Raw genomic sequence first — 26,765 nt, 5'->3', positions numbered from 1 at the left:
ATAAAAAAGTGACAGTGAATAGTATATCTGTTAATTGTTACTCTTCATACATTGTATACCGAAGGAATAAACAGATTTTATTTATCTGTGCTATCCTAAGGCGGTTGGAGGGTATGGGAAGATTGAGTAGTCAGAGGCACCAATCCCGTTCTCTGAGTCATTAAGACCTATTCGTTAGGGCATTGGGTCTTGGATGATTCAGAATACCCTCAACAACCGAAATATGATACGTTCTCTAGATACTAATATCTTCGTCATTTAGTTCATATGAAGAATCATCTTTTGTAACTAGTCCATGTGATAGATTTATATTATCAATATACCCATCAGTATGAAAATTCACAGTCTAAATTCTACGCTCTCATAAAGATTGACAGGTAGTGTCATATTCGATACTGAGATGATCATGATGCTGTATAGACACAACTGAAGTTGAGGACGAAGCGACAATGAAGTGCTCTCTTCACTCTTCTCTATTAACTCTCGAACATCCTCCTTCGAAATATATCCTCTCTCTTCGTCGGTGAACCACGGAAGGTATGATTCAATCGGATACACGTCATTCTTGGGTCAATTTAATACTTCAGCTATGTTACGGTCGTCAATCTCAATTCTTGGAAATTCACGCGCCGAGTGTCGGATAGCTATGAGGATACAGTTGAGTCAGATATTTACGACCGGCTGGATGATCGCATTGGTCTGTTTGAGTATGTCGTTGGAGATATGCAGCCGATTCTATCCAGTGTCGGGTCGAAGGTTCGGGAGGCGACGATGGTCGAAGGCGTCAAAGCAGGCAGTGATGAATATGAGGATCTTGAGCAAGATATTAACGAACAACAAGGTGAAGACGATCCCGACTATCCGAGCGTCCCAAAGGCGGCGACTCACCCGGACGCAGCATATGACGCGCTCCCAGTCGACGATAACGGCGAGGTCGTCCCACCAGCTGTTCCCACCGATCCACGATTTCAGCTGCCTCTCGACGAACTCATCGCGAAAAAGCTCGCCCGTGGCCTCGTCCCGATTCGAGTGGTCGGGCCGCGTGGGTCAGGGAAGAACTACCTGCTCAAGTACCTATGCCACATGACGAATCGAGGCTATCAGTCCATTGACGTCGACCGAGCGACCGAACCCGAGGACCTCTTCGGTCCGCTTGTTCCCGATGGTGACGTCATCGTCCCCCGCAACGGCGCCGTCAAACAGGGGCTTCTGAACGGCGATACAATCGTCATCAACGAGTTTCCCGTCATGCAGGCGGGGGCGGCCATCGCGTTACATCGACTCTTGAACGAGGGAACGCTCCTGGTGAAAAGTCACGGTGAGCTCGTTGAGCCGCACCCGTCGGCCCGCCTCGTCATCACAATGAACCCGCCGACGCGCGAGTACCGGGATTCAGAGCCGATGAACTCGGCAACGCAGGGTCGCTTCCGTTCGTTCGAGCAGCCCTACATTCAGGATGTCGACGACGAAGTGGAGACGCTCGACAGACAGGTGAACAGCGGTGAGCCCGTCGTGGATCGACCGACGCTCACGAAGATCGTCCAGTTCGCCCACCAGACCCGGCAGAACCAGAACGAGTCTTGGCCCACGCTCTCGACACGGAATCTCACTATTCTCTGTGAACACATCGAAGACGGCGTGTACCCGAAGGCCGCGGTCAAGGGGGTGCTTTGGGGGGTCGCCGAGCCAAACCAGTACCCCGAGGACACTCACGAAACGCTGGACAACTATCTCTAGTAGAACGATTTCGTGGTTCTGTTGAAACTCTCAGTCAATAAGACCGTTTTCGCGACCGTGCTGAATACACAGCGCGGGCCTTGTTTAGACGCGATGCGGATCGTCCGCGACGACCTGTGGTCAAAGAATACATTCGGGGAGAGAAGCATCCATAGCCCAATTCAGTTCACCCAGTAGAGCTATCAACCGTCGTCTTCCGGCGCGTCTAAACAAGGCTCACAGCGCGTATTCAGCAAGGCTACTAATCATAACGTTCGAAATTTACACTACAGCGTTACCTTCGAATAACTGTTTATCCAAACCATCCGGCGGATTGAGGCGAAGAGAAATCTCAGAATGAAGATCTGCAACGAGAGTTGCGCGCAGCGATTAACGCGCTCGAAGCGGCTGACGAAGCACTCTGACGCAGAGAGCTGTGGGAGCGTGTTCGTACTCGGCGTGACGGTAGTGCTAGCGCGGTTGCGTTCACCTCGGTTTGTTCGGGGAAACGAAAGTGCGTGCTGAGGGGGCGACCTGCCTAGAAGCGACTCGTCCTCTTAGTGCGGCTCCTTGATCACCACCGGCTCGATAATTCATCTGGGGTTCATTCGGGTAGTCCAAGGATTTCGCTTGTTTGGTCTGCGAGACAGAGGAGGTCTTTGTCGCTTTCTGGGGTCCGCCAGTCTAAGCTGATGTGTTTTCGTCGGACAAATTGTTCGGTAGAGAATATCCGATTTGCGACTTGTGTGATTGAGCTAGCTCGGTCATTTTCGGATACAAGTAGTGCGAATAGCATGAAATCCTGTCGTGATAGGTTTGCTTCGTGTAAATCTCGGTTGACAACCGTTCTTGTTGCACCACATGCTGTTCCCACGAAATTCATCAAGTGTTCATATACCTCGGGAGAGAGCTCCTCAAAATCGTGGACACCGTTTGTGACTCCATAAGAACCCATTCCGTCTTTCTCATCCCCTCCTCGATATCCTCTTGGATCAAATCGCCTCGGAGTCCATCGAATGTTCATCAAGTTTCCGATCTCTTCTTTCTCTTCTAGACTGGTTAGCTCGTCCGTGTGCGTCTCCTCCCAGTGTTCTTTCGCAATCTTAACAGCCTCCTCTTGCTTTTCTTTCCGGTACTCGGTTGGTCCGTAGTTACAGATGATATGGGGGGCTTTCCGACCTGCGAGGATCAAAAGGCAGTGTAACGCGCTTTCCATTTGATTGATGAGATCGGTCTTACGATCATCAGTTTCGACATCGAACTCTTTTCTTCCAAGCACGTCGTGGGTGGCATCGTTCCGTAGCTCTCGAAGCTCATCCAGTGTTTGATAAACTTCTGGGGCGATGATATCCATCCGACGTAATAGGCTCAAGTGTGAACTGTACCGGGATCCTTCTCCAACTACTTCGTTCTGGATTACCGTCTTCAGTCGTGCTTCCTCCCGCAGTAATTCTGAAGTGAGGATGTCACTGGCAAGGTCCTCGCACAGCGCTGTGAACAGGAGTAATAAACTGAAGAGATCGGAGGAGAGATGGTGACCCCCGTCTTGATAATCTGTTTCTCTGATCCGGTTTCGTTCGTCAACATAATACCGGATCATACGGGAGTATCTCGAAGATTCAGACCGGTTTTTGTGTACGAGTGCGACTGCTAGCAACTGATCCTCATCGACCTCAAGCGCATCGCTGACCTCCTGAAGTTCTTGTAGTCGGTTATTGCTAAGAAAACTCCGTAGATACGTGAGTGACTCGTCGCTGTACTCAGACGGAATATTGACCGGACATTCCGACACGATATTCTCGAATTTCGCCTGGTTCTGGTTTTCTCCACTACCTGTCGATTCTTGGGCCGATTGTGGAGTGAACTCTGTTAGAATATCTTCGAACCCGTTGACCTCCTCCGAAGTTTTAATCGACACGCTCAGCGAGCCGTATTCGATAACGTATAGGCTCTCATCACCTGTTTCAATCTTTTTGATTGTCGTGTCTAGCCCACCCGCTCCAGAGTCTTCCTCAAGAATGTCGATATATTCGTCTGTCGGGTTTTGGCAGACTGGACACCGCATAGGAGACTGGTGTCAGACGATCAGGCAACGACTGTTGCCTGCTGCTCGTAGTACTCCTTTGCATCCGCATACTCCATATCCATCTCCCGGGAGAGATATAGGATCAACTCCTCCTCGCTCTGATGGACTTCCACAGAGACATCGTTTTCTACGCTCATTGCTCTTACAGGATATTCTCTCCTCCATGCGAATAATAGTTCGCAGTCAGCGTGTAGCCGACGTTAGACAGCTGCTCCTCAATGAGTCGTGCTATGGCGCGACACGGTTTTATATCCTCATTTGATGAGCCTCTTGGCGATATCTGGATTCGGGGTGTTCGATGCGCTCCACAAACTCCGAATTCATTATGTTGGGCCCTTGAGCGATCTTGAACTTAGTTTTTCAAACGGAAATAATGATGTGTAGAATCGGCCATGTGGAACTTCTCGAATGCTGATGATTTGTCGAGCCTATGCTGTAGACAGGGTGGATAGTCCGCAGTGTGGTCGCAGCGTTGGTCAGAACGTCTTCTTCGTGCGGTCTGGTCTACCGAGACAGAAGCGACTTTGGTGGCCTGAATAAATATTTTAACAATAACGGACAGATACGCTATCCTTATACTTCAACGTTCGAGTAAAATCCCGCAGCTCTATCCTACAATGCCGTCGGTCCAGTAGGAGCAACTGGCGCTACTCGTCGGGGAGCTGGTCGGGATCGACCCACCAGACGCGGGCGTTCGCGCCGACTTTCTTCGTCGCGAGCCCGGGGTATGCGTCGTCGTGAAGCCCGTGGAGGCGGTTGTGTGCGGTGGTTTCGGAGCAGCCGACGCGGTCGGCGACCTCGCCGACCTTCAGGGGCTCGGGGTGGGCGTCGACGAGCGCGTCGACGACGTCCTCGTCGGAGTACTTCGACTCGAACTTCCCGCCCTCGCCCTGCTCGACGTCGCCGCGGACGTCTCCGTTGGTCATGGTCAGTCGTAGGTCGGGAGCTGATAAAACGGTACTGCTACGTGGTTCACCGGTCGGACGCTCGCGCGCGCCGGCGCTCGTCGACGTCCTGGTCGGGGCGGCGGCTGGTCAGCACCTCGAGGACCGCGGAGCCCTTCTGGTTGCGGACGAGCAGCGGCTCGGGCGTGAGGCTCTCGACGTGCGCCATCCCTGCGTCGACGCGGACGGAGACGTCGTCGCTCCACAGCTGGGCGTCGCGCTCGAGGGCGGCCGCCAGGTAGACTGCGTCGTCGGGGTCGGTGTCCCGCATGATCCGCGCGGCCTCCTGGAGGGACTCGAGAACCACCGGGCGCGGGACGACGTCGATCCGCTTGAACAGCAGCTCGATGAGCTCCTCGACCTCCGCCGGCGTCAGGTTGGACTTCTCGGAGACCATCTCGGTGTACTTCCCGATCTCGTCGTGGACGTAGGCGGGGTGAGGAGGTCGTCCTCGAGTTCGACGAGGAGCCGCCGCGTCATCGAGTCAGAAATGAGAGCGGAGAGGATGATGTTCGCGTCGACGACGTACTTCATGCATCGGCCTGGTCATCGAGATCGGCCATCGCCTCCTCGGTGGCGGCCCGGTCGATCTGGGCCGCCAGTTCGTCGACGTCCTCCTGGGTAAGTTCGCTGCCCTCGACGAGCTGCTCCATCACCTCGAGGTCGTGGATCTTCTCGCGGATCGCCTGGCGGGCGACCTCGCTCCAGTTGATCTCCGGGTGGTCGTCCATCTGTTCCTTCAGCGTGTCGTCGACGGAGACGGTGACGTTCGGCATCTCACATAATACTGTGTAGACGCAGGAATAAGTAAATTGCGTGCGCCCCGGCCGTCGGCGGTCAGATGGTCTCGAAGTGGTCGTACTCGCGCTCGGTCGTCAGAATCGACGAGTGCCGCAGTCTGTTCCTCACGTCGTAGAGCGTGTTGTCGTCCTCGACGCGCAGCATCCGCCAGGCGACCGAGTGGCGGAGCGTGTGGGCGGTGACGTCGTCGGGCTCGCCGCGCCCGGAGAACGAGTAGGGCCGGACGTCGGCGGCCGCGGCCGCGCGCTTCACGGCGTCGTTGATCGCCTTCCCGGACAGCCGCGGGCTCTTCTGCGAGGGGAACAGCGCCGCGTGGTCGTCGTCGCGCTGCTGGAGGTAGGCCTGGAGCGTCGCGACGACGTCGAGCTGCTCGCTGCGGTCGAGCTCGAACGTCGCCGGCGGCGGGCTCCGGTCGTTCGGGAAGTCCTTCTGGATGGCCGTCGGGATCCGGAGCAGCTCGTCCTCGAGGTCGACAGAAGCTCGATCGTCGGAGATCCTTGTTCAAGATGTCGGTTGTCCTTCCTGTGGGTATGAAATGGAGGCAGCTCTCTGTACGACGGATTTTGCGCTCATCGTACTGACGGTGACCGTTGAGATGTCTGCAAAGTCTCATGCGGAGAGTGAGCGTGTCGCGAAGCGCGAGTTAGGTGTCCGAATGAAGGATATCCCACTCACGGTATTGGAGACAAAACCGGTCGACGAGGTGGATGAAAAGCCTAAAATGAACTTCACAGACCTAGGTCGCGATGTTCAATCCTGAAGATATGATATAACTTGGAAACAGAAGTGAACTCTGTTGCACTCACACAACTAACATAAACAATCTGTATTAGTGCAATAGTGGCTGGTCATCTTTCATGATGAACTGGCTATATATTCGCACTGTACACACTGTTGGCGATTGATGTTTTCTTGATTTTGATCTTTATCATACGATTGATTACATAACATGAATCCAACGGTGGTATCGAGTTCCATACGGAGGGAATTGCCTTCGTTCTGACCACCCATATGCATACTTTGGCATGTGTGTCATTCGTATCTTATTCTGTCAAGTGTGTCGAGTGAGTGGTCCGTTTATATATCACATACACACCGTTTCTCAGTGAGATTGTTGTTTGGAAACTAAGAGGGATGTTGATCGCTGTCGAGTTCCGGTCAGAAGGTATCGCGCGACATCCTGACCAACTCTAGCTGCAGTCGCTCTCTCGGTTGCGATTTATTTTATGCAACCACCGTTGCAAGTGCTTCATATCGATGGTTTCCTTGAATACTTCTCCCTCCTTTGCTAGTGCTTTCTCTGTCAAATAACACAAGTGATTGTTGAGTTGTTTCTAGTTGTAGCTGTCTGTTATATAACCACGTTTTATTCGTTTCATGGGTTATGATTCTTTTATAAACCACACCCCATTTTGCAAGGGTCTTGTCTTTGAGAGAGTGGGACCGGGTGTATTGATCGGGTCAGAGTGGTAGTAGTGACAGTCTCGTTGTGGCAGTGATATATACTTGTAATTATATAAAGTATAGTCGATCAGATTATTGGTTACTACACAGACTGAGACTATCTGAAACTACATTCTACTGATATTCCATACGACACGGATGGAGAACCATTTCTCACCCTGGAGGCTTTACTGCGGGCATCCATCGATCTTAGCGTAACGCCGACGCTATCACCACTATCGAATCTAATGCGTGTCAGCTTCCCGGGTCTGAGAGATACTGGATACAAGCCACTCTATCTCAATTTACAGACATTTCATATGGTGACCCGAATGAAACAAAAGAGTGACACCAAACGCCCTTGAGTAGGACACACTCATGAAGAGTCATGGAAACGACTTCTCGTTTGGGGATATTATAATTGACAAGAAATCTCCAGACTCCGAGGGTCGGAGTGGCAATCACGCTGGCAGAGCCGTGGTAATTAATACACCACCTATGACGGCTGAAGAGTGGGACATGTCCAGCCGTGACTCAGTGGTTAGAGGTGTGCTTCTAAATCATCATATTCATTATACATACCCGGAGTTGGCATAAGCGACTATCACGTTTGTACGCTTGTTTTGAGAAATATTGCCGGAATCAATCACAACTACTCGTTCATCATAATGATAAACATCATGTCATGAACGACGAACTCCGGCGAGCGCGCCGGGAGACAAACCAAAATCGGACTACAAATACCCGAGTTATATTGGAAAGTAATTCCAGGGGATACTCCGCCCTCTAATATGGATACAGCAGATTCGATTAATGCATTTATTGATACGTTCGTGAAGATTATCAAGTCAACCGAGTCTGCAGTTGATCAAGAAACAATTAATACACTTAGACAGATTGGTGAATCAGCTATCGAAGGAACTGAGCAGTCAAGCAGAGATTGATGAGATTCGAGAGCAATCACCGTGGTATTAATTGGGAGTGACCACTTGGCAAAACGCAGTTGTTGGAATGACTAGACGTGACGTTATCTAGAGTCGTGCTTTGCATATCTTAATATCTAAATATTTAGAATACGAACTCAGTAGCCACGATTAAGTGCCACAAAATATTAGTTTTTGATATCATGTCGCAACAGAGTAGGGTAAGAGACTGTAAGACTGATAGACTGTCCCAAAGAAAGTATGTCTGAAGCTGATAATCCAGAGGATGGTTCCTCTGCTGATGTGAGCGGAGTAGATTCGATCGACGAATTTGTTGATATATTTGTGGAGGCTGCTGAGTCGACCGACACTGAGATTGATCAAGAAGTTATCGATGATCTCGAACAACATGGTCGACAGGTGAGTGATGCTTGTGAAGCGATGCTTAAACAACATCAAAAGGAGATCGACGATCTTCGAAATGAGCTAGTCGAGGACAGTGAACCGTCAGAAGAGTAGCCTGTAACTATTTCATATCCTTTTGAATTTACTTCCTCAGTAAGAATCATAAGCTATTGACTCCATTTGGTGTATTTTGACAGCGTGAAGACGTCAATACATGCCAACATATAAGTTGGATATGCTGCATGGAATTGAGAATTAAATAGTCTAAACGTCTATTCTGTTTTTAATCAAATTAATTTACATTTATATATCAGACAAATAATGTAAGATTTGTACGAAGTTTTATATGGAATACTAGACAATCATATCAGTATCCGTTGAAATAATGACGGTGAGGGATGAACGAATAACCCCTCAACCAAGGAGCCCCAAACTCCATGAATAAACAAGACCCGCGCTGTTTTAACAGCACCGACGTCAGTTGTATTGATAAATTAACACTATGCATCGAAGAACTTGCAGACTGTTTGGAGACGACTGATACCGATCAAGAAACGGTTGATACACTTAGACAGGTTGGCAAGTCAGCTGTCGAGGGGATTGAACAATCACTTACTAACAAGCAAGCGGAGATTGATGAGATTCGAGAGCAAGTTGCCACGCAGGCGAAGTCCAACGCTGAAGATCGAAAAAAGATCACGCAACTTGAAGATAGCCTCGCAAAGCATATTGAGAGTGATGCAAAAGTAAGGAAGAGGCTCACCAAAGTAGAAAATAAAGTTGAAACAGACACGACTAATTCCTCTGGTGAGCAATCGTCCCAATCTGAGGACAACGATGAGGATGCGACCACCCCGAGTAGTAGTAAGGCCACTTCCCTTGAGCAAGTGTGTGCACTTCCAGAAAACGTTGCAGTAGAGAATCTCACGTCCAATCAAAAGAGAGCTCGATCAATTGCTCGTCGAATCAAAGACTATGGAAAATCCGTGCCAGCTGGGATTGCTATCACCTCAACCCGGATTCGAGACGTGTTGACTGCACAAGAGGACAAACGCGTTCACAGACAGACAGTCCAACGAGTCGCTGACTTTCTGAAACAGTTCGGTGACGGGGGAGTAGATATTAAAGAAACTCGTGGCGGGAAGACAGCGGTCGTGTTCGATGATGGACTCGCTGATGACGTCACGAGTGTTGTGACGGCAAACGAAGAAACCGCTGTGACGATTGGCGTTACTTGACCAATAACACGATCACTGGCGAGGAATAGTACGACAGAATGGACGTACTAGCCCCTTTCTGTAGTAACAACTGAAGAGAGAACCTCTTTGTTTCAGTAGTGTTTACACCGAATGAAACAGGTTCGTCGAACAGTCAGTAGGTTCACCCGTCACAACGAGTGTGACGCTGTCGGTGACGAAACAAATAGAAACAACAGTCTCATACTCTCGACGTCTTGTCACGAGACCGCGTACATTGATGGTTGGAACTGAGTCTTCTCCTTAACCATTCCTCGGTGGTTTATTTCGACTAGATTGCTCGTAAGTTACTGGTTTTTGGATTCAACTCGGGAAAGAACGGCACGAGTGAGTTAACACTTTGAAATAACCGCCGGACCAACTTCATCGTCAGCCTCGACTCAGTTCAATCGATTTGATGTGTGCTCGAAGGTCATCTCTTGTGTTACTGTTCGAGTACTCAATTGTTACATCGACTGCTCTGGTTTCGACTAGTTTACGCAAAACAGTACACGATGGTACTTATCGATCATTTAAATCAAAGAGCTCAGTCCTATCGGTCCACTAGCAATCAAGTAATTAGTTTTCGCTCACTGGCTACACTCATCTCATCTAAGCGATTGGTCTGACATGTATATCCTTTCGGACGTCATCATCGGAGAATTCATATCGCACACGGGGGGTAGCAAGGATCATAATGACTGCGAAAGGGAGTAATCCGCTGTTCACATGCGACCATGATGTTAGGTGCAAATGAGAGTTTGATGCTTCTTGCGTGTATATTCATGCTAATTTCGATGTTGCGAGCCAATCAGTGTACAGACTGATATTGACCCTTGAACCACTCACCGAGTGCGACCACACACAATGAAACGACGGACGATATTGAGGACCTATTCACAGCACCGGATCACATTGATTCTCAACGGGTTTTGGGTGATACGATATACACGTGATATATCGGGAGGTGGCTTCGACGAGGGAAATATATCGTGCCGTTGGTTGTGGTAATGAATCCTCTGTCTTTTTTTGGAGTATGACACCCCTCTGAAAACGCGTACGTATGTATACATACGCCTATACGTGCGTATAACACATCTGCACCCACGATAGGTTTATTATACAGTAATATCAGCATATTGATAGGTAAGTATCGTTGACCGTTGATCGGTCGACTCCTTGCTACTGCTATAGCATAGTGTCTAAGACGACGGCGCTGAAGTCAATGTCAATCCCGGTTCGAATCCGAGCAGGAGCGTGCCCGCGAGGGTCGAGCAAGGATGACGCTCTTCAACAGTAATGAATGTAATAAAAAGGCACTACGCTACACCCAAGCAGAGTGAGCTGCGTTGGTGCAACTCTCACCCCACTTACAACGGGGTTCGCTAAGACGTGTCCTGTTCTCCTGTGTCGGTCTCTATATTCGTTGAGTGAAGTGAGTACAAGTCTTAACTAATAGCTCTAATAATAATCGAAAATATTAGTTAAGATGATCACTCAGCGACCTTCCCAAGATATTCTGACGTTAGATTCCCGGAGTCATCGTAGTAATAGCCATACCTGTAGGGACCGTGTCCCCCCTCCTCCTTGCAGTGACACGTCTCTTTCCCACACTCGATATACTTCGTATATACCCAGCCACCTATCTGTTCATCGTATCCTTCGATAGACGCATCGTCTGGAATTTCAGTTTCAGTTTCAATTTCTTCTGCTGATGGTTGACGGTTATACTCAGCAAGATCAATCGCCCATTCAGCAAGATCCTCGAGTTGTTGTGCCCCTTAGCGCTCTACCCCATGATCACGTACGTCGGAAGTGACTCTGGAGGTTCTGGTTTTGAATCCATTGTCCTAACTAATCATCTGATAGCTACGTTGAAAAAATTAGTTAAGACTCGGAAAGTGGATACGTCTCCCTCACCACGAAAACTGGTACAGACTGATAGATGTCTATCTTGAGTAATGACAGGAGAATATGGGTCCTTCTACTACCGAACAAAAGTCCCTCACGTAGTTGATGATGATACAATCGATGTCACGATCGATCAAGAATTTCAAACGGTCAAGAATGCTCGAGTGAGGCTGTTTGGGATCGATACTGCTGAAACGCAGTATGTGAATCCTGATGCTGAAGAGTACAGACTGGGTGTCGAACAGACGGAGCTCATCAGAGCCTGGATTCAAGCGGGTCAATATAATTACGACGGTGAGTGGTCATTTATTCTTGACAGTCGTAAAGATGCAACAGGCAAGTATGGTTGGTTCCTTGGATGTATTACTAGACGGTGTGATGGATCTGAGTTAACCGACTCGCTCGTCAGAGAGTACGGTGAGAGTGTACGATACTGATAACTGATTTTGAGCCAGTTGGTCACGTGGACAAATTAAATTGGCATTTATGAGAGCGGTATTCGTTGGCACGTATCTCATTGGCATCGCTGCTCTGTTCCTGTTCAGTGACCACTCAATATGGATCCAGATACCTGTCGTTGTCCTTGGATGGTCGGTCACATACGTATCATCTGTAATACCGATGGACCACATCGACATGTGCTGAAAACTGGTATCACCCATGCAGATGCTACACTGAAACGATGGGATTCCGACAAGCACTGGAAAATCACGGTGAATGCAGTGTTACTCTCGAGAATGATCTGGTAATTGAGTTGCACCTGGACGCAGACTTCGAGACCGACGGTGACACTGACACTGGACGCCTTTTGATGTTCGTCCAACAACATGGTCGTTAGATCGTTGACGCTCCCCACTCAGTTGTCTCACAGCACGAAGATTTCCCCGTCCCTCAGAGGACATGACTGTGTCCTCAGAGAATCTATGTTGTGACCCGAATCAACTGTTACTCTGCTTCAAGTAGTTCAACAACATTTTCTTCGGGATCGTTACAATAAAATCGTGGCGTGATACCAAAATCAACAGGCTCGCTCGTCACCACGGCACCGGCATCGACTACCCGATTATGCCATGTGTCGATATTATCAACCTCGAACGCAAACTGATGCGCACCAATATCATTATTCGCGACACCGACAGCAGACTCCCCCAGTGGTTCGTGATATTTGAGCAGTTCAACTGCACAACCTGGTGCTTCAAGAAACCCCGCCGACAGGTCTGTGTCAGAAATCCCGACTAAAGTGGTGAGAGCCTCGGCATCAATTTCGTCATCCGCTGAGGAAACTTCTGCCTCGACATCGAAACCGAGCGTGTCACGATAGAACGCGGTCATCGCCTCAAGATCATCGACCGTGATACCGATATGATGTGCTGTGGGTGCCATATGTATTGCATGATAATATATGATACATTGGTTTGGACCCCGGCGATATGAGTCATTTTATACAGTCACTCGACGTTGTGAAAGGAACCGATTCAAAAGGATTGCAGATGTAGTGTTAGTAATCAGTATCACACTATCAGTAGAGATAGTGAGCAGTAGATACAGACTGATCTGCGAACGGTAATCGGGAGGGATCCCGAGCCGGTCAGCGATTCCCGTTTCAACCCTCCGCGACATCGCTGGTCTGTCGTTCAGACAGCGACGCCGTACTGTTCGTGTCGCTCGACGACGGCGTACCCTTGAGCTTCGAGCGCTTCGTCCCGGTACCGGTTCGCGACGAGTCGTTGTGGAACCCGCCGCAGACCGAATCGCCGATCCGCTGTGTACTCGTACTCAGCGACGGTCCCGTCGTCTCGCGTGTCGACGGTGACGACGTACGTCGACCACGGCTGACCGTCCACTGTGGCTTCCAACACGATTCGACGGCCGCCATCCGGCGTACGATCCGTCCGGGTATCGACGGTCATCTCGACCGACCGCAAACCGAACAGATACGAGATCCGGTACGTGACTCTCCCGTCTCCAGTGAGGATCTCGTCAGCGATTCCCCACTGAAACACGAGGATCGGCGGCGTCGCCCCCGTGAACGACTCGGCGACGGACTCGGCGTCCTCGTCGGTTCGAAGACGGACGCTCCCGCGTGATTCAATGACCGGAGCACGTATGACGACGACCAGCAGTCCCCCGACGACGACTGCGGGTACCAGCGACGTCGCGACGTACGTACCGAGGAACCCAGCCACGACGCCCAGGACGATCAGCGCACTCAGCGGTCGTTCACGTCTCAGATATCTCTGCGCAGCGGCGCGTGCCTCCCGTGGTCGGTCGACAGTTCGTGTGGAGGGCATCACGAAAGTGTCATCCCGATAGTCACTTGACGCCATCGAATCAGCGTCGCAGACCCGTCCAACGATATTAGCTCTTTTTGACCGCTCCATGCGACCGTACTAGAGCCGTTAAAATACACCCTTGAGAGACCCATATCGACACAGGCGGCTTACAATCGGTCTGACGAGACAGTAGATCTATATAAGGCACGGATCCACTGTAGTTGCACAAATTCTTCGAGTAACCTGTGTGGGTGCAGTATGAATTTGTTACTCAGAATCTCACACGTCGTCTGGGAGTTCGGCATCGGAAAGGTCTGCCAACTAAGCGTCTGTCATGTCGGTGTCAGTGAGGACCGCAGCCGTGAGGTGGACACTCGAGAGATCGGCGGACCTGAGGTTCGCACCAGAGATATCGGCGTTACAGAGGGTAGCACGCAAGAGGTTAGCATTAGAGAGGTCGGCGTTTGGTTGAATATCACTGGGCGAGACTTCGTCGCTGTTGGGAATTGAGAATTCGTAGTTGGTCATTATCTGATAAATATGGATTTTTGAAGTATTTATTCTGAGTGAATTGTCGTGTCACTGATAGGTGGGGCACAGGCTCTACCCATTTGCCAGAGAGCCAGCTGATCAACGATTAGTTGCTCCGTTCTTGTACAGATCTTTTACTGAGAATTGATTGGACTTGCAGTTGCACAAAGAAGTGAGTTAGTTGTATGTCTATAATCATATATTAGTTGATAAATAATCGCATGACTGCGTTCCCTATTCTATTCATGTAAGTAAACATATCAGATTTAGTATCAGATTTACACGCCGTTATCGGTTAATTTGTCAGAGCAAAACAGTAAGAAAATTGGAGCAGTCTGCCTTTCGAACGGGAAAACACCGACAGTCGTCATAGCCTCCGCCGCTGTGTGTTTGTATAATGTTTTCCTCGTGCTGTTGTTCTATGGATATAGATAAGTTAAAATATTAATTGAGACGGTGAGAATCCGAACAAAATAAAGCCAGAACCCCGGCAATTGAGCTGTTAACAGGAGCCATGAAGACCAATATTGACGTGAATTACAGAGTTGACAAAAGGTGGTCTCAGAGGCATCGACGATCAATCGCTCAGCACGCCAGTAATATGATTCCCAAATAGTGTCAAAAGTGGCAGACTGCGAAGCTATTCATCGTACAATATGGTGGTGGAAATGCACACAAAAAATTCGCCGGGTGAAAACTTCGATATGCATCTGTTATCATCAAGTGGCACACATAATTTAAAATACTAATGTATAGTGCCGAGAATTCCACTCAGACATGACACGCTTATGAGCTGAGGAATTGAGTTCCATACTGGAGGATAATTCATTCTCGGGAGATATGTCAAATCCTCTCGAACCGATCACTATCTTCTTTGCTAACAGCACGTTTGTTGAGATCTAGCGAGTCTCAGGTGATGATTGATCTGACTCTATCGAGTTTAAAATCATGATAACCTTCATCGACCTGTTTATACTCTGTGTATAGCAGAGGTCAATGAGGACGGACAGTCAAAAGAGACGCAGATGAACAATTATACGTCTTCTCGAGTGATTTCTCATCCACCGTTGCAACGAACAGAAAACCCACAAAGGATTGAAACAGGGCAGGACAGACGCTCGACGATTACAAGACATCCGACAGTGATGACACCTCAGAGACTGGCGACGGCAGTGGACTGACCGAGTGCTGAGATGCCAGTTGTCGCATTCGATAGAGATGAGTCGCTCGTCTCTGTGAACGATGTTGAGTCTGCTGATGGGTGCCACTGTCCAGACTGCAATGAGGAGTTCAGTTACATCCGAGATGCACATGACCGAGCGGGCAGTCATGTATGTGCGCACTTTGTCCATCGCTCCGCGACTGGCGGTAGCTGTGGCGAGTCGCATATGCATCTCAAGATGAAAGCCGTCGCTGCTGAAACAGCCGAGTCAAAGTTCCCGATGGCGAACGTTGAGATCGAGCGCCCGATTGCCGGTGGTGAGAAAGAGGCTGATATCTGTGTGACATTCCCTGATGTCTTCTACCCATTCGGCGGTGGCATCTGCATTGAGTGTCAGTATAAGAATGAGCAGAAGGATATACCGGGCACTGAGGACGTGTATGCGTCACAGGGCTACAGTACACTCTGGCTGCGCGAGCAGCAGTTTGATGCTTACACTGTCGATCTGCTTGGTGGCGAGCTGACAAAAGGGTGGCTCAAACAGATCCCAGACAAATCAGAATGGTCTGGTGTCACTGACAGGTCCGACGTTTGGTCAAGTGAGTTTCACGACTTCCATTACGCAGATCAAGACACAGCTGCTCGAGTGCCATTCGAGTGGATCAAAGAAGAGCTCAAACAGCGGTATCAACGTGGACTGCAGATATATCGAGCGAAGAATCAGCAGTCAGATGGCGCCGATCACGCGACAGTCAGTTACAGAGATCGACGTCTCCGTGACACCGACCATCTGTCCGAAGAGTTTCATGATGCAGTCCAGAAACTTCGGAAAGCAAACGAGAGACTACCATCTCATTCAGAGGCAAAACTCAGTCGTGTGGAGCATCAAGTTTACGATGAAGCGACCGACTTGCACTGCGTCGGCGACTCAAAACAACACCTGATTGACAGCGGTGAGTGTTATCATTGTGGTATTGAACTATGGAAACTCCGTGAACATCTTCAACCTCACCAAGTGTCGAGGGTGAGAGAAGCAGATCTGAACTTGTCATACTGATAAGGCAACTACTCACTGGTTTTTACGGTGACTCACTGGGTCATACTCGGTATTGTATATAAACATGGGTGTGGTGTGGATGGTGATCGTGCCGCAAGTGTAGGTATTATCTGTGATAATTGTACACTCAAATTGTGATCCGATGTGCAATTCTAGGGATTGGATATTCTCTGTGTGTTTCCCCATGACTTGTGCCAAGAACACCCTTCTAGGGGATTACTCTCACACTCTCAGGATTCATGCCTTATGTAACAAATTGTCTTGTGAGAGAGGCAGATGTTACATAAGGATACTCAGGTGTCCGTCCGTCTCGATCCATGTCCCCACACTCTCGATGAGATTCTCTCAACTTTGGAATTGACAAAGTCGAGTCTCAGAGAGTCGGTTACGTATAAACAGATACTCAATATTGTCTCTCAACTTTGGATTCTATGAGATTTGAATCCAAAGTCTATCTTAACGGTTCACACATGTCTGTAATCTGCAAAATAACGATGCGTCACACTGAAGCAAACAGCGCAGCAATTCACTCTCGACGCTAAGCGATGCCACTGCCACCATCGAATCGTGACAAGTGTCAGCTTCCCAGGAATAAAATACACTAGATTCGAGCGACTGCATTTTTATTCACAGACACTCACACTCACAAAATGACCCAACTCAGAGAAGATACTGACGACCCAGAACACGATAACGACCTGTCGTTTGGAGACGTTGTAATCGATAATGAACGTCCAGACTCGAAGAGACAGAATGAGAATGTCACTGACACTGACACTCGCACTCGCAAGCCAGTGGTCGTCAATGTGCCGCCTGTGACAGCTGAAGAATGGGATGTACCCGACCGTGGAGTGACTGTCGCAGAAGATAATCCGCAATACCGGAGTGACTCACCAATAGCAATTGTTGTGTTCACGCCGGATCTTGACTCAGCATTTCAGTACTATTCCGGAGTGGCACCACTCAAACTGACTCGACTCGAGAGGTCTGGAGTAGATTATTATGCGTTTCCACAGCCGAGACTTCAGAAAGCTGGCTCGAGAGGACCAATAACAGTTGACATTGATCGGATATATCCGTCACCATACCACTCCCGGACGTTTTCCCTCGATCAAAACACACGATTCGTCGAGAAGGTGGCAGCGAGAGAGAAACCACCGAGACCTCCTCTCGTGTGGGCAAATCATGACCGCGCTCATTCTCGCTCTTGCACTTGTACTTGCACTCAAACCGACTCGTTGACTCTCTTAGACGGTCACAAAAGAGTCTGGGCAAGCCATGTAGCTGGACTCGAAGATATCGAGATTCTTGGCATGTACTTGGACGATGAGACTGCAACGAGAGTCTGGGCAAACCGACATCTTGACAGTTACAATCGCACTGAGACGAATCGTGCGAGAACCCGACTCAAAGACAAGTGGGGAGAGGGCTATCGGCAGTTTTTTTAACGAGTGCGAATACGTCATATGTTAGATTGTGACGCAGAATTTCAGTCAGTGAAAACATTCGTGTAGTCTATATACGAATATGTGTATTATTTACCCAAAGCAATGAGTACGGAATCGTCATACTCCCGCCGTGGTGGGGACGGACCCAAAATTGAGCGAGTCGCGGATCGATATGATATTTCAGAACTCGGTGATGAAGTCGTCGCTCGATGGCTCGGAGAGAATGGATACGATCAACAAAGTCTGCGGGATCTGGCTGACCATGTGAATAGACGGATCATTGAGGCTGCGGTCGCCAGTTCAACACATTTGCTTGATGGAGAAGCAGCGAATATCTATCGACTTCTGAGTGGCGATGACGATGACGTGACTGCCGGAATGCAGACTGAGGTCAGACAGCGTCTCAAACACGACGGTATCGATGTTGAGCGACTTGAAGCTGATCTCATCACATATCAATCTGTGTACAATTACTGTAAAGACCATCGAAACGTCTCACGCTCCTCCAGCGAAACAACTAATAATCCAGCCTCAAGTCTCACGCACATGCGAAAAATCGCCGGACGGCTCCAAGCGATTGTGGAAAACAACTTGGCACAGTGGATCAAGCATAATGTCATCGATGGTGGGTCATATGAAGTGAATATCGAAATCTGGGTCACATGTCAGGATTGTGGTGCTCGTCGCTCACCAAAGAGACTTATTGACTCAGGCGGGTGTCAGTGTGCGAGCGACTCTGAGTTATCAGGTGCAGACGCAGATGGAGATGAGACAAAACCCATAGACACTGGAAGTGCACACCGATTGAAGAACTAATTGTGTGGATCCATCTCTAAATCACGGTCGATTGTGTGCAGGAATTCGATTGCAGATTGCCCAGTTGTTTGTGATATGCTGGTGAGAATCTCTCTGCAGCAATCCTCAGCAACACAGGCTGGATTCTCAAGTTGGAATTGACGTTGAACTCGGTCATTAGTTAAGAACGTGTGTGATAATAATCAGTAAATGCATATTTCGACAAATTCAATAAACTTCTAATTGAATGAATACGGTCTGGGTCGTGCTTGTCCGAATACCCCACGATCCTGTTGATCGTTGTCTCAATGAGAATTCGCAGGTACATTTTATGCATGATGCCATGACATCGCGGAGTGTGCATGCACAATGTGGTTAGGGGTAGAACTGGATACAGTCCTCGATCACACGGTCATGAGGACACTTCGCCGTTGTGACACAAAGACGTGTGATAGCCATCACGTTCTTACGCTCGCTATCTGTATATCCGACCATCCGGCACGGCAAACAGTGGCTCTCGTCCATGCTCGTCAGTCTTGTCTAACCTGTCTCTGTCGATGTAATTAGTTAATATATTTGTCAACTTGTCAAAGATAGTCACGCTGCGTTTGCTTTCGTGATTGTTTTTAAATGATATACCGCCATCTGGTCTGGTTCTGAACTTCAAGAAGCTGAACCAAGTTCCATCATAATAAAAAAGACGAAAGTGAGCGGATAGCAGCGATGATCGGGAACGACAAGGTAGCCAACTTGCCGAAATGGATTCATGACGAATTCGAAAGTCAAGGTGAGCGTACTGAATGTGGGTTTCAAACCCTGTTTCACGTCTAATACGTATGACACGCCATACACGGACGGGAGTTATGCTGTAGGAAAAACGGAATTGCACTTTCAGGAGGAGATTAATATTGAGACGGCTAAACTCATTCCAAATTGTGAGTGAGTATAATTCAAGATTCCACTTATTATAATATCCTGAGTACCATCACAAATGCCGCAGCGTCTCTATTGTATGAATCAGGCTTCTGTTTATGTGGATCCGGTCGTGATGGCGTTCAGATGAGTATGTCATCAATTTGATGATGATAATTCAAGAGGATACTGACAGGATACGAGACTCGCTTAGACTATCGGGTGTTATCTCCATAATTCACTGATAAAGACAAACAAACATATTGAGTTGAAAATCCGGCTAAAAAAGTTGGATTATCTGTCGAGTTTATGAACGACTGGTAGTTCTGTAGAACGCCTGTGGATGCATTTGAATGGTTATCACTTCTTACATTGCCACGAGGTTATACATGACAGCGTCTTTTCATGCTAGTATATAACATCCACCTTCCTGAATTCCTGAACAGGTCGCCCCTGGAACTACGACCAAGCTGGAAATGAGTACGAATTTTACCAAGGAGATGGATCCAAGCCGCTTGAGATCGCTGTCGTTGAACACGGTATCCGATCAAATAAGAAGTTCCTCCAGCAGACCTACTCCGACCGACGAGGCGGACGGGTCAACTTAATTGTTATACTCGCTCTCTACGATAACAAGGTTGATTTCTGCGAGACCGCCCGGCTATACTTTATGTAATAATCGAGCGGAACAAAAGCAGATTGTTCCATAAGAAAAAAACTCAAAGTATCGGTAGCAATATACAAACCTACTGCCTGCGTCATAAACATACGAACCCTTCCCAGAACGGATCTCCTCATGAGTGTATTTGAGCGAGGAAACTGAAACGACATTTTATTATGATAAAATCTGAATTGCCGTAGGAGCCAAGTATAATTATGGTTGAACTAGACCAGCTGCCCACTACCGAGTCTGGGCACATAAGAAAGCGACAAGCAATGAAGTGGATAGAGGGACTGGACGAGCCGAGTGATGGAGAGCTCAAAGATACTGTGATTCCGAAGCCATCTGGCTTTTCAGGTAGCAAGTATCCGACAGAGATCTCTACAGTTCGAATTACTGGCACTCCCGAATTTATTGAAGCAGTAGGAGCTTCCCTCAAACCATTGCTTGACTTTGAGGACAATTCGACTCGTGTTGAAATCAATCTTCAGCGCACTGAGGATCGAGATACTGGAGAATTAACCGATAATTACGCACTCTACTTATCTATCGCTGAACGAGGGTAGCTGAAGAAACTACCTACAGTATAAGAGATACAACCAGAGGAGAGCAAATTCGAGTGGGTACTTCGGATAAGGCTGAGTCGTATTATTAATATCACGGAGAATACGTCGCAATTGTGAGGGTACCGTTGAGTGGCTGACAGGGAAGTGCAGGCTTCATGAGACTCATAAGTATATTGATCCAGAATGGGATTATAATGAATATCGCCGGTGCTGATTATGCTCATAGAATTCCGTCCAGTTAGTATCTAATGTGCCTCTGCTGCTGGAGATATGACAAGACAGCTGCGTGAACAGCCCGTAAATATTATTCGCTATTTTGACCGTTGACTCTGTGCAGCCGAGATAGTTACAGTAATACTACTTATTTTTACACAAGATATTGCAGGGAGTAAGTATAGGAGCGATATCCATTTCACATAGAATTCATCAATCAAGAGTGACAATATCGATATAGTTAATCGTCAGACATAGCTTATTTCGCTGCGTGAATATTGATAATTACACACATTAATGAATAATATAAATTATCCGTAGGCATTGTAGACTCAAAATTAAATGATATAATAAAAGTATAGATATATCTAAATTATCAAAAGAGACTGATTTTACAGCTCCCGATTCACGCAAAATATCAAATTAATGATTAATTTAGCAAAATAATATAACATCTGTACCATCATTATACTATTATTCGGCTGACTATGCTGAGATAATATACCGATTAAGGGTAAACTGATAAATCATATTTGTCTAATAATTCGTCATTTATCATCTATTAGGCATAGAATATCCGTGCTATAACATCAGCTTCTTATGTAATATTACAAAATACTTTTTACGTAAGGTACTACGATACCGAGACATCACCTCGATCCTTGTCTGATTAACATTTGCTACTCACGATAATTCTATACTCAAAAATATGACTTCTTACAAAGAACTCGGATTTGGATGCCCCCTCTCCTCATTTCCTGAGTGTTCACTGGGATTACTGAACCACCTGAGGAGGATCGACGAATAAATATATTAAAAGTGGCTTTTCATGCTGAGTGGTTGTGAAAATATTTGAACACTCGGACGGACATACACACACTCCTCTTTTCCTGAGAGTCAAGGGAAGAAGCTGTAATCACTGTTCTGAGGACGTATACATAGTCGTTTAAGTATATATTCTCAGCTGTCTTTGTCACCCGCTACGGATACTATTTATACGCAATACATACACATTTTGTCATATCAATATGATTATATTGACAGAGTAGACCGATTGAGTAGTCTGTTTCACGACAATCGCTAAAGTTACCGATTGAAACGATGATCGTAGTCGGTATTTTTGTTTCTCACATTGTTTTAGATGGTGACATAGAGCATAGTCTTCGCCCAGGCGATGTAGATGAGATCTCAGCTCTGATATCTCGAATCATGAAAAAAGATCAATATTAGCAGGGCATGTCTCACGTCTAGAAAATTGGAATCGCGTTTTTGCTATCAGGGAGAGATGATTACATGTGATCCGGCGAAAGTTCCTTGTTGTAGCTGGGGTAGCATCCTGCAGCGGGTGTGTGTCAGACTTGCAAGAATTGCGACCTTCTCGCTTTAGTATTTTCAATGACCGTGACAGCGTGGTAGAAGGCTCGCTTCAACTCAGATACAGCAATGGAAGTACAATCAACCAGTGGAAATTCTCGGTTAATACTGGTGAAACAAACGAATTTACAGCAAATTTACCAGTTATAAGAAACTTCTTTATTATCGTTGACGTTGATCGTCCAGAAGAAACGACACATGAGACGACGGAACTCACCGAAAGTAATGATTACCAGATAGAAATCAAACCAAACGATATCCGTGTACTGGTTCTCACTTGAGACTGCCAAAACGAGCACAGTTAATCCACGGCACAAGCCGTACTCGTAGAAGACATCTCCATCAGTGAACCCACAAGACTACCCCACAGGCAGCGCGCTGATCAGTGCCAACTCAAATCGATACATTCATATCAACTGTGAGCAGATTATCATGTGATCCTGGATAATTTCTTTGTTCATAACTGCAGCCAGAAAACCCAGGATCAGTCTGGGAGGTTATATTTGCCCTCCTGGACAGCTTCTATTCTCAAGAGTGATAGCTACGGATCCAGCAACCGACTACCCGAGTTCGGGTGGTTGTCATTTCGTTAGCTACTCAATGGGAGTCTGTGAGCATCCGATTGTCGGAGTACAACTACTCTCTGGCGAAGATCACATGTCGAAAGCAACCCTGCCCGGCTCACACCACTCTCAGGTTTTTGCAAGGGATTCGCTTGCAGAAGCACCGTGGATTCGAATCGATTGGACACACATTAAAGACCGTGAAGACCGGAATGCAGATCACTTCAGATTTTGTGTTCTTGATAGGAAGTAGTATTAGTGTGTTACTCTAGGAATCATATATTCTCGAAGAGATCAAAAACGGCGCTTTGGATCCTATATCTGGTTGTACGTACCTAGATGTAGTACGGGTTCACTAGGTTGGTACACGTGAATGTATATATCTTACAAGGAGAGTAGGAATATATTCTGTCATCACAGCAATGTATCTAATATAGATGAGATAATGAAATTGGTTGACGCTCTCAATAGTTGATGGAAATCGCTCGGTTATAAAATAGTCTTACTGTCGCTGCTCAAATATAATTCTACATCAACCGTATGTAATAACTAGAGAAGATAAGAGACGATTTATTACATAAGGTCTAATTGGCGTGAAAATGACATACATAATCAAGTTACTTCTTCAGGCATCATATCGACAGAGGGCATGTATGTTTCAGAATTTTCTTATGCTGGTCCTAGCTGACTCTACAAGCATGAGAAAGCGTACGTCGAGACGCCTATACGCAGACGAGAGATTGTTGATCGGGGACAAGTGACGATTTTCAAGGAAATCTGGGATACTCACGCTGTCAAAGCGGGATGTGAAATTTACTTCGTGGAGGCAGATTACGAGATACAATAACATGGTCTGCAGGCAGTAGCCCGATAAATAAGAACAAGAGCTGAACAGATATTCTTGGATGTTTATTCATATACTTCTGCCCCAACAATTGCAGTTTCTTGTTCTGACTCTCAGGAAATGAGGAGTGTGTCTGAATTTTTGAGTATTCAATTCTTTTCAAGACCGTTTGTTAGTCGGCAGTATTTTTAGCTGGGCCCACACGAAAGGGTTCGGGTCATAATGAAGATGGTTTAGAAAAATATTAATTACCGATTCATTTCACTTGAGGATGAACCCTCACCCCCGTGTGCGATATGAAAATCTACGGGTAGAGACACTCAGACCGTACTAAGGAACACTTATTTATTTTACACGTCAATAATTATACATGGAATTAGCTTATCTGAACACAATCGGTCAACGACTGCTCCTTTTTATTCATATTAACAGTTATCTATTGAACCGTATATCATTCTATCAATAGCTATTCTGCCCACATGAGCGAGATGCGGCTCAGGATACATCCCGCATGATCTCCCCGTATCCTTCGCTCAGGTCATCCGAGAGCGGAAACGTCCTGTACAGCGTCCAGCTGTCGTCCCACCGGATGTACGAGGCAACGTCGTGGCTGAGTTCGTCACCGACGCCCGCTGCCGGGACAGCGCGTTCACGTTCGAATAGTTCGGCCGCTGCCTCCGGACGGGACAGCCAGTTCAGGAGCCGGAGCGCCGCCATCGGGTTCGGCGCGTCGGTCGGGACTATGTTGTAATAGCACTTGTAGACGCTCCCCTCCCGGGGGACGGTGTAGTCGACGGCCAGGCCGCGGTCGAACCGTGCACGGTACGCCATCGACTGCCACATCGTACCTACGACAGCCTCGTCCGACTGAAACGTCTCGATGACTTCGTCCCGATACGCCATCGTGACGTCCTGCGCTTTGAGCCGTTCCAACGCGTCGCGGATGGCTTCGAAGTCGTCCGGACTCTTCGGATCCTGTTCGGTGTAGAGTGCGGCGATGAGCGGGAGGTCCCAGTAGCCGCCGCCGAGGACGACCTCCCCGTCGAACCGGTCATCCCAGAGCACGTCCCACGAATCCGGGGGCTCGTCGAAGGCGTCGGTGTTGTAGGCGAGCGTCGTGAGGACTGCTTCGGTGGGCACGCCGTACGTCTCGCCGTCCTGCCGGTGGACACCGTCACGGAACCGTTCGGGGATGTTCTCCCAGGCTGGCATCTTCTCGACGGGAAGCGGTTTAACGGAGCCGTTCTCGACGCCCGCCTCGAGCCACCCCGGCCTGACGTCGACGGCATCGATAGCCCGCGTCGGACCGTGAGTCGAGCTCAGCGGATTTCCGAGTCGATCCGACACCGGGTCAAGGACGTGGTCGTGGATGGGGTTTAATACCGGACTCAGCGCGTCCGTCTCCGTCGGGTGGTAGTTCCAGAGGGCAGGGTCCTCCCAGTTCCGAAAGGAGATACCGTACTCGTCCTCGAATCGGCCTTGCGCCCAGTCGAGCCACCGACCGTAGACCGAACGGAGAACGACCCTGTCGGTGTCCGTCTGCGGCGGCCACGAGAAGAGCGATGACGGGGAGGGCGAGTCGCCGCTCCCGAGGCAGCCAGACAGGGCCGAGACTGTTCCTGCGCCGATCGTACCGAGGAACGCGCGACGAGGGAGAGCAGGCGCGTCACTCACCTCGGGAGCTGAGTCGCTAGGTGGAGGGCTTCGTGGGGACATACACGTCAGACATATCCGGATGGGTATTTTAAAATTTGGCTACTGTAAGTGACGATTTTATCACCAAACATTCAGATACCTGCTTCGTCCCATCTCGGGGAACTCTTCCGACCAGGATTCACCCCAATTCCCCACCTCTGTTCAATACGGTGATCCGGACAGCGACTGAATCAGGCGACTGACTCTCGAGGTATTCCGACCACTACGTGTTAGCAACTCGTCTCTTTTGCCAGAGCGGACAACCAGCGAGTGTGAACAGACGGTCCCGGACCTCGGGGTGACCAACGGCGGTGGAACTATATCTACGAGACAACGGTATATCCCGGAATCAGGCAGGACGACGTATTCGAAGGCAGTTTGATTGTTCACACACAGACGCATTCAGCGGGATGTCATGATACTCACGCTGTTTCACTGAGTTCGGTAAGAGCCAATATCAATTCCCGATTTTTCGAGTATCCTCGCCTCGAGGAAACTCATAACCACTCAACTTTATTTCTCTCGCGAGCCTGAGCCTCAGGCGAATATGTGCCTCGATAGTGATCAAGAAATGTCTCAAGATTACTCCAACCTCCCCAATCACAGCAAATTAATGGGTCAACAGACTTAGAAGCGAGAGCAGTTGCCCACGTTCGGCGTAAATCATGCAGATTTACCTCAAGCCAGTATTTTTCATCCTCTCGATCAGCAAGCTCCTTTCGCGTCTGATCAAGCCAATTCCTTAAGGTGCGTGTCGTTGTCGGCTCTCCTTTTGTGTTCAAGATTACAGGCTCATTCAATCCCTCCTCCCGAAACTCAACAGCAGTCTCGATTGTTGTCTTCAATTCAGGAGGTATCGGCGTCTCTCGAAACTTGTCCCCCTTTCCATGCTCAACCCTCAGCATCGGTCCGATATCCGTCTCAACAATATCCTCAGGATGTAACTCAACAATCTCATGACTGCGAAGCCCACATTTTGCCCCAAGTGCAAATGCGATTGAGGCTCTTGGGTGAATCGCTTGATCAAGCAGAGAGCTAACCTCTTGTTCAGATAACCAAATCTTGAATCCGTCTTTTTGCTCGTGCTCCTGTAAATTCATAACCTTGCTTCCGGCATTGTATCATACCGGAAACAAGAGCATAAATGTACCCTCTTGAGTGAGGATTTGAGCACCAAAACCACCAATTGAGAGCGTTTCATTTCCGA

At 48.2% G+C, this 26,765-nt stretch carries 21 protein-coding genes and 3 pseudogenes; 12 read left to right on the top strand and 12 right to left on the bottom strand.

Annotated features, from left to right (window positions below; all coding sequences use genetic code 11):
- Positions 1–642: 642 nt before the first annotated feature.
- Positions 643–1,737 (top strand): annotated as a pseudogene (locus tag J07HQW2_RS01175) (AAA family ATPase); the annotation flags it as partial.
- 583 nt (positions 1,738–2,320) lie between these two features.
- Here the strand turns inward: J07HQW2_RS01175 and J07HQW2_RS01170 are convergent.
- From J07HQW2_RS01170 to J07HQW2_RS17000, 6 genes and pseudogenes are all read right to left on the bottom strand, one after another.
- Positions 2,321–3,781, bottom strand: coding sequence for a hypothetical protein (locus tag J07HQW2_RS01170; RefSeq protein WP_021053358.1), 1,461 nt, complete (start codon positions 3,779–3,781; stop codon positions 2,321–2,323).
- A 20-nt stretch (positions 3,782–3,801) separates the two neighbouring features.
- Positions 3,802–3,939: a hypothetical protein gene (locus J07HQW2_RS17005; protein WP_021053357.1), complete on the bottom strand. Its 138-nt coding sequence runs from the start codon at positions 3,937–3,939 to the stop codon at positions 3,802–3,804.
- A gap of 510 nt (positions 3,940–4,449) precedes the next feature.
- Positions 4,450–4,728 carry a helix-turn-helix domain-containing protein gene (locus tag J07HQW2_RS01165; protein WP_048075056.1) on the bottom strand — a complete coding sequence of 93 codons (279 nt, stop codon included), beginning with the start codon at positions 4,726–4,728 and terminating at the stop codon, positions 4,450–4,452.
- Positions 4,729–4,774: 46 nt separating this feature from the next.
- A pseudogene (locus J07HQW2_RS01160) lies at positions 4,775–5,170 on the bottom strand (PIN domain-containing protein); the annotation flags it as partial.
- A gap of 106 nt (positions 5,171–5,276) precedes the next feature.
- Positions 5,277–5,522, bottom strand: coding sequence for a hypothetical protein (locus J07HQW2_RS01155; protein WP_021053354.1), 246 nt, complete (start codon positions 5,520–5,522; stop codon positions 5,277–5,279).
- A gap of 61 nt (positions 5,523–5,583) precedes the next feature.
- Positions 5,584–6,033, bottom strand: a pseudogene (locus J07HQW2_RS17000) (tyrosine-type recombinase/integrase); the annotation flags it as partial.
- Here J07HQW2_RS17000 and J07HQW2_RS01150 point away from each other — a divergent pair.
- From J07HQW2_RS01150 to J07HQW2_RS16990, 4 genes are all read left to right on the top strand, one after another.
- Positions 5,981–6,307, top strand: a complete 327-nt coding sequence (locus J07HQW2_RS01150) for a DUF555 domain-containing protein (protein ID WP_303703861.1) — start codon at positions 5,981–5,983, stop codon at positions 6,305–6,307. The pseudogene J07HQW2_RS17000 and the gene J07HQW2_RS01150 sit on opposite strands and share 53 nt — an antisense overlap.
- Positions 6,308–7,781: 1,474 nt before the next feature.
- Entirely contained in the window at positions 7,782–7,934 is a 153-nt protein-coding gene (locus tag J07HQW2_RS16995; RefSeq protein WP_021053350.1) for a hypothetical protein, read from the top strand.
- Positions 7,935–8,174: 240 nt separating this feature from the next.
- Positions 8,175–8,432: a hypothetical protein gene (locus J07HQW2_RS01145; protein WP_021053349.1), complete on the top strand. Its 258-nt coding sequence runs from the start codon at positions 8,175–8,177 to the stop codon at positions 8,430–8,432.
- A 323-nt stretch (positions 8,433–8,755) separates the two neighbouring features.
- Positions 8,756–9,556, top strand: a complete 801-nt coding sequence (locus J07HQW2_RS16990; RefSeq protein ID WP_021053348.1) for a hypothetical protein — start codon at positions 8,756–8,758, stop codon at positions 9,554–9,556.
- 1,490 nt (positions 9,557–11,046) lie between these two features.
- On the opposite strand, the gene J07HQW2_RS19740 is transcribed toward J07HQW2_RS16990, so the two are convergent.
- Positions 11,047–11,199 carry a DUF6788 family protein gene (locus tag J07HQW2_RS19740; RefSeq protein ID WP_394324620.1) on the bottom strand — a complete coding sequence of 51 codons (153 nt, stop codon included), beginning with the start codon at positions 11,197–11,199 and terminating at the stop codon, positions 11,047–11,049.
- Between the two features lie 315 nt (positions 11,200–11,514).
- On the opposite strand from J07HQW2_RS19740, the gene J07HQW2_RS16985 reads away from it, so the two are divergent.
- Together J07HQW2_RS16985 and J07HQW2_RS16980 are read left to right on the top strand one after the other, a co-directional pair.
- A complete protein-coding gene (locus tag J07HQW2_RS16985; protein WP_021053347.1) occupies positions 11,515–11,901 on the top strand; it encodes a hypothetical protein in 387 nt (128 codons plus the stop codon).
- Between the two features lie 245 nt (positions 11,902–12,146).
- Positions 12,147–12,302: a hypothetical protein gene (locus J07HQW2_RS16980; protein ID WP_021053346.1), complete on the top strand. Its 156-nt coding sequence runs from the start codon at positions 12,147–12,149 to the stop codon at positions 12,300–12,302.
- Positions 12,303–12,409: 107 nt separating this feature from the next.
- On the opposite strand, the gene J07HQW2_RS16975 is transcribed toward J07HQW2_RS16980, so the two are convergent.
- The 3 genes from J07HQW2_RS16975 to J07HQW2_RS16970 form a co-directional block, all read right to left on the bottom strand.
- Entirely contained in the window at positions 12,410–12,847 is a 438-nt protein-coding gene (locus J07HQW2_RS16975) for a VOC family protein (protein WP_021053345.1), read from the bottom strand.
- Between the two features lie 251 nt (positions 12,848–13,098).
- Positions 13,099–13,755, bottom strand: a complete 657-nt coding sequence (locus tag J07HQW2_RS01125) for a hypothetical protein (protein ID WP_048075395.1) — start codon at positions 13,753–13,755, stop codon at positions 13,099–13,101.
- Between the two features lie 303 nt (positions 13,756–14,058).
- Positions 14,059–14,265 carry a pentapeptide repeat-containing protein gene (locus J07HQW2_RS16970; protein WP_303703860.1) on the bottom strand — a complete coding sequence of 69 codons (207 nt, stop codon included), beginning with the start codon at positions 14,263–14,265 and terminating at the stop codon, positions 14,059–14,061.
- A 1,196-nt stretch (positions 14,266–15,461) separates the two neighbouring features.
- On the opposite strand from J07HQW2_RS16970, the gene J07HQW2_RS16965 reads away from it, so the two are divergent.
- The 5 genes from J07HQW2_RS16965 to J07HQW2_RS01095 all read left to right on the top strand — a co-directional run bounded on the left by J07HQW2_RS16965 (position 15,462) and on the right by J07HQW2_RS01095 (position 22,737).
- Complete coding sequence (locus J07HQW2_RS16965; protein WP_021053342.1) at positions 15,462–16,487, top strand: hypothetical protein; 1,026 nt, start codon at positions 15,462–15,464, stop codon at positions 16,485–16,487.
- A gap of 650 nt (positions 16,488–17,137) precedes the next feature.
- Positions 17,138–17,935, top strand: a complete 798-nt coding sequence (locus J07HQW2_RS01110) for a hypothetical protein (RefSeq protein ID WP_021053341.1) — start codon at positions 17,138–17,140, stop codon at positions 17,933–17,935.
- 102 nt (positions 17,936–18,037) lie between these two features.
- Positions 18,038–18,751 (top strand): rod-determining factor RdfA, encoded by a 714-nt coding sequence (gene rdfA, locus J07HQW2_RS01105; RefSeq protein ID WP_303703859.1) that lies wholly within the window; start codon positions 18,038–18,040, stop codon positions 18,749–18,751.
- Between the two features lie 1,827 nt (positions 18,752–20,578).
- Positions 20,579–20,869 carry a hypothetical protein gene (locus J07HQW2_RS01100; RefSeq protein WP_303703858.1) on the top strand — a complete coding sequence of 97 codons (291 nt, stop codon included), beginning with the start codon at positions 20,579–20,581 and terminating at the stop codon, positions 20,867–20,869.
- Between the two features lie 1,562 nt (positions 20,870–22,431).
- A complete protein-coding gene (locus J07HQW2_RS01095; RefSeq protein ID WP_303703857.1) occupies positions 22,432–22,737 on the top strand; it encodes a hypothetical protein in 306 nt (101 codons plus the stop codon).
- A gap of 1,621 nt (positions 22,738–24,358) precedes the next feature.
- Here J07HQW2_RS01095 and J07HQW2_RS01085 read toward each other — a convergent pair.
- Complete coding sequence (locus J07HQW2_RS01085) at positions 24,359–25,537, bottom strand: ABC transporter substrate-binding protein (RefSeq protein ID WP_303703856.1); 1,179 nt, start codon at positions 25,535–25,537, stop codon at positions 24,359–24,361.
- 518 nt (positions 25,538–26,055) lie between these two features.
- Entirely contained in the window at positions 26,056–26,658 is a 603-nt protein-coding gene (locus J07HQW2_RS01080; RefSeq protein ID WP_021053333.1) for a tyrosine-type recombinase/integrase, read from the bottom strand.
- Positions 26,659–26,765 lie beyond the last annotated feature (107 nt).

Source organism: Haloquadratum walsbyi J07HQW2, from assembly GCF_000415985.1.
GTDB lineage: Archaea > Halobacteriota > Halobacteria > Halobacteriales > Haloferacaceae > Haloquadratum > Haloquadratum walsbyi_B.
This window is presented reverse-complemented; position numbering and strand designations above follow the sequence as displayed.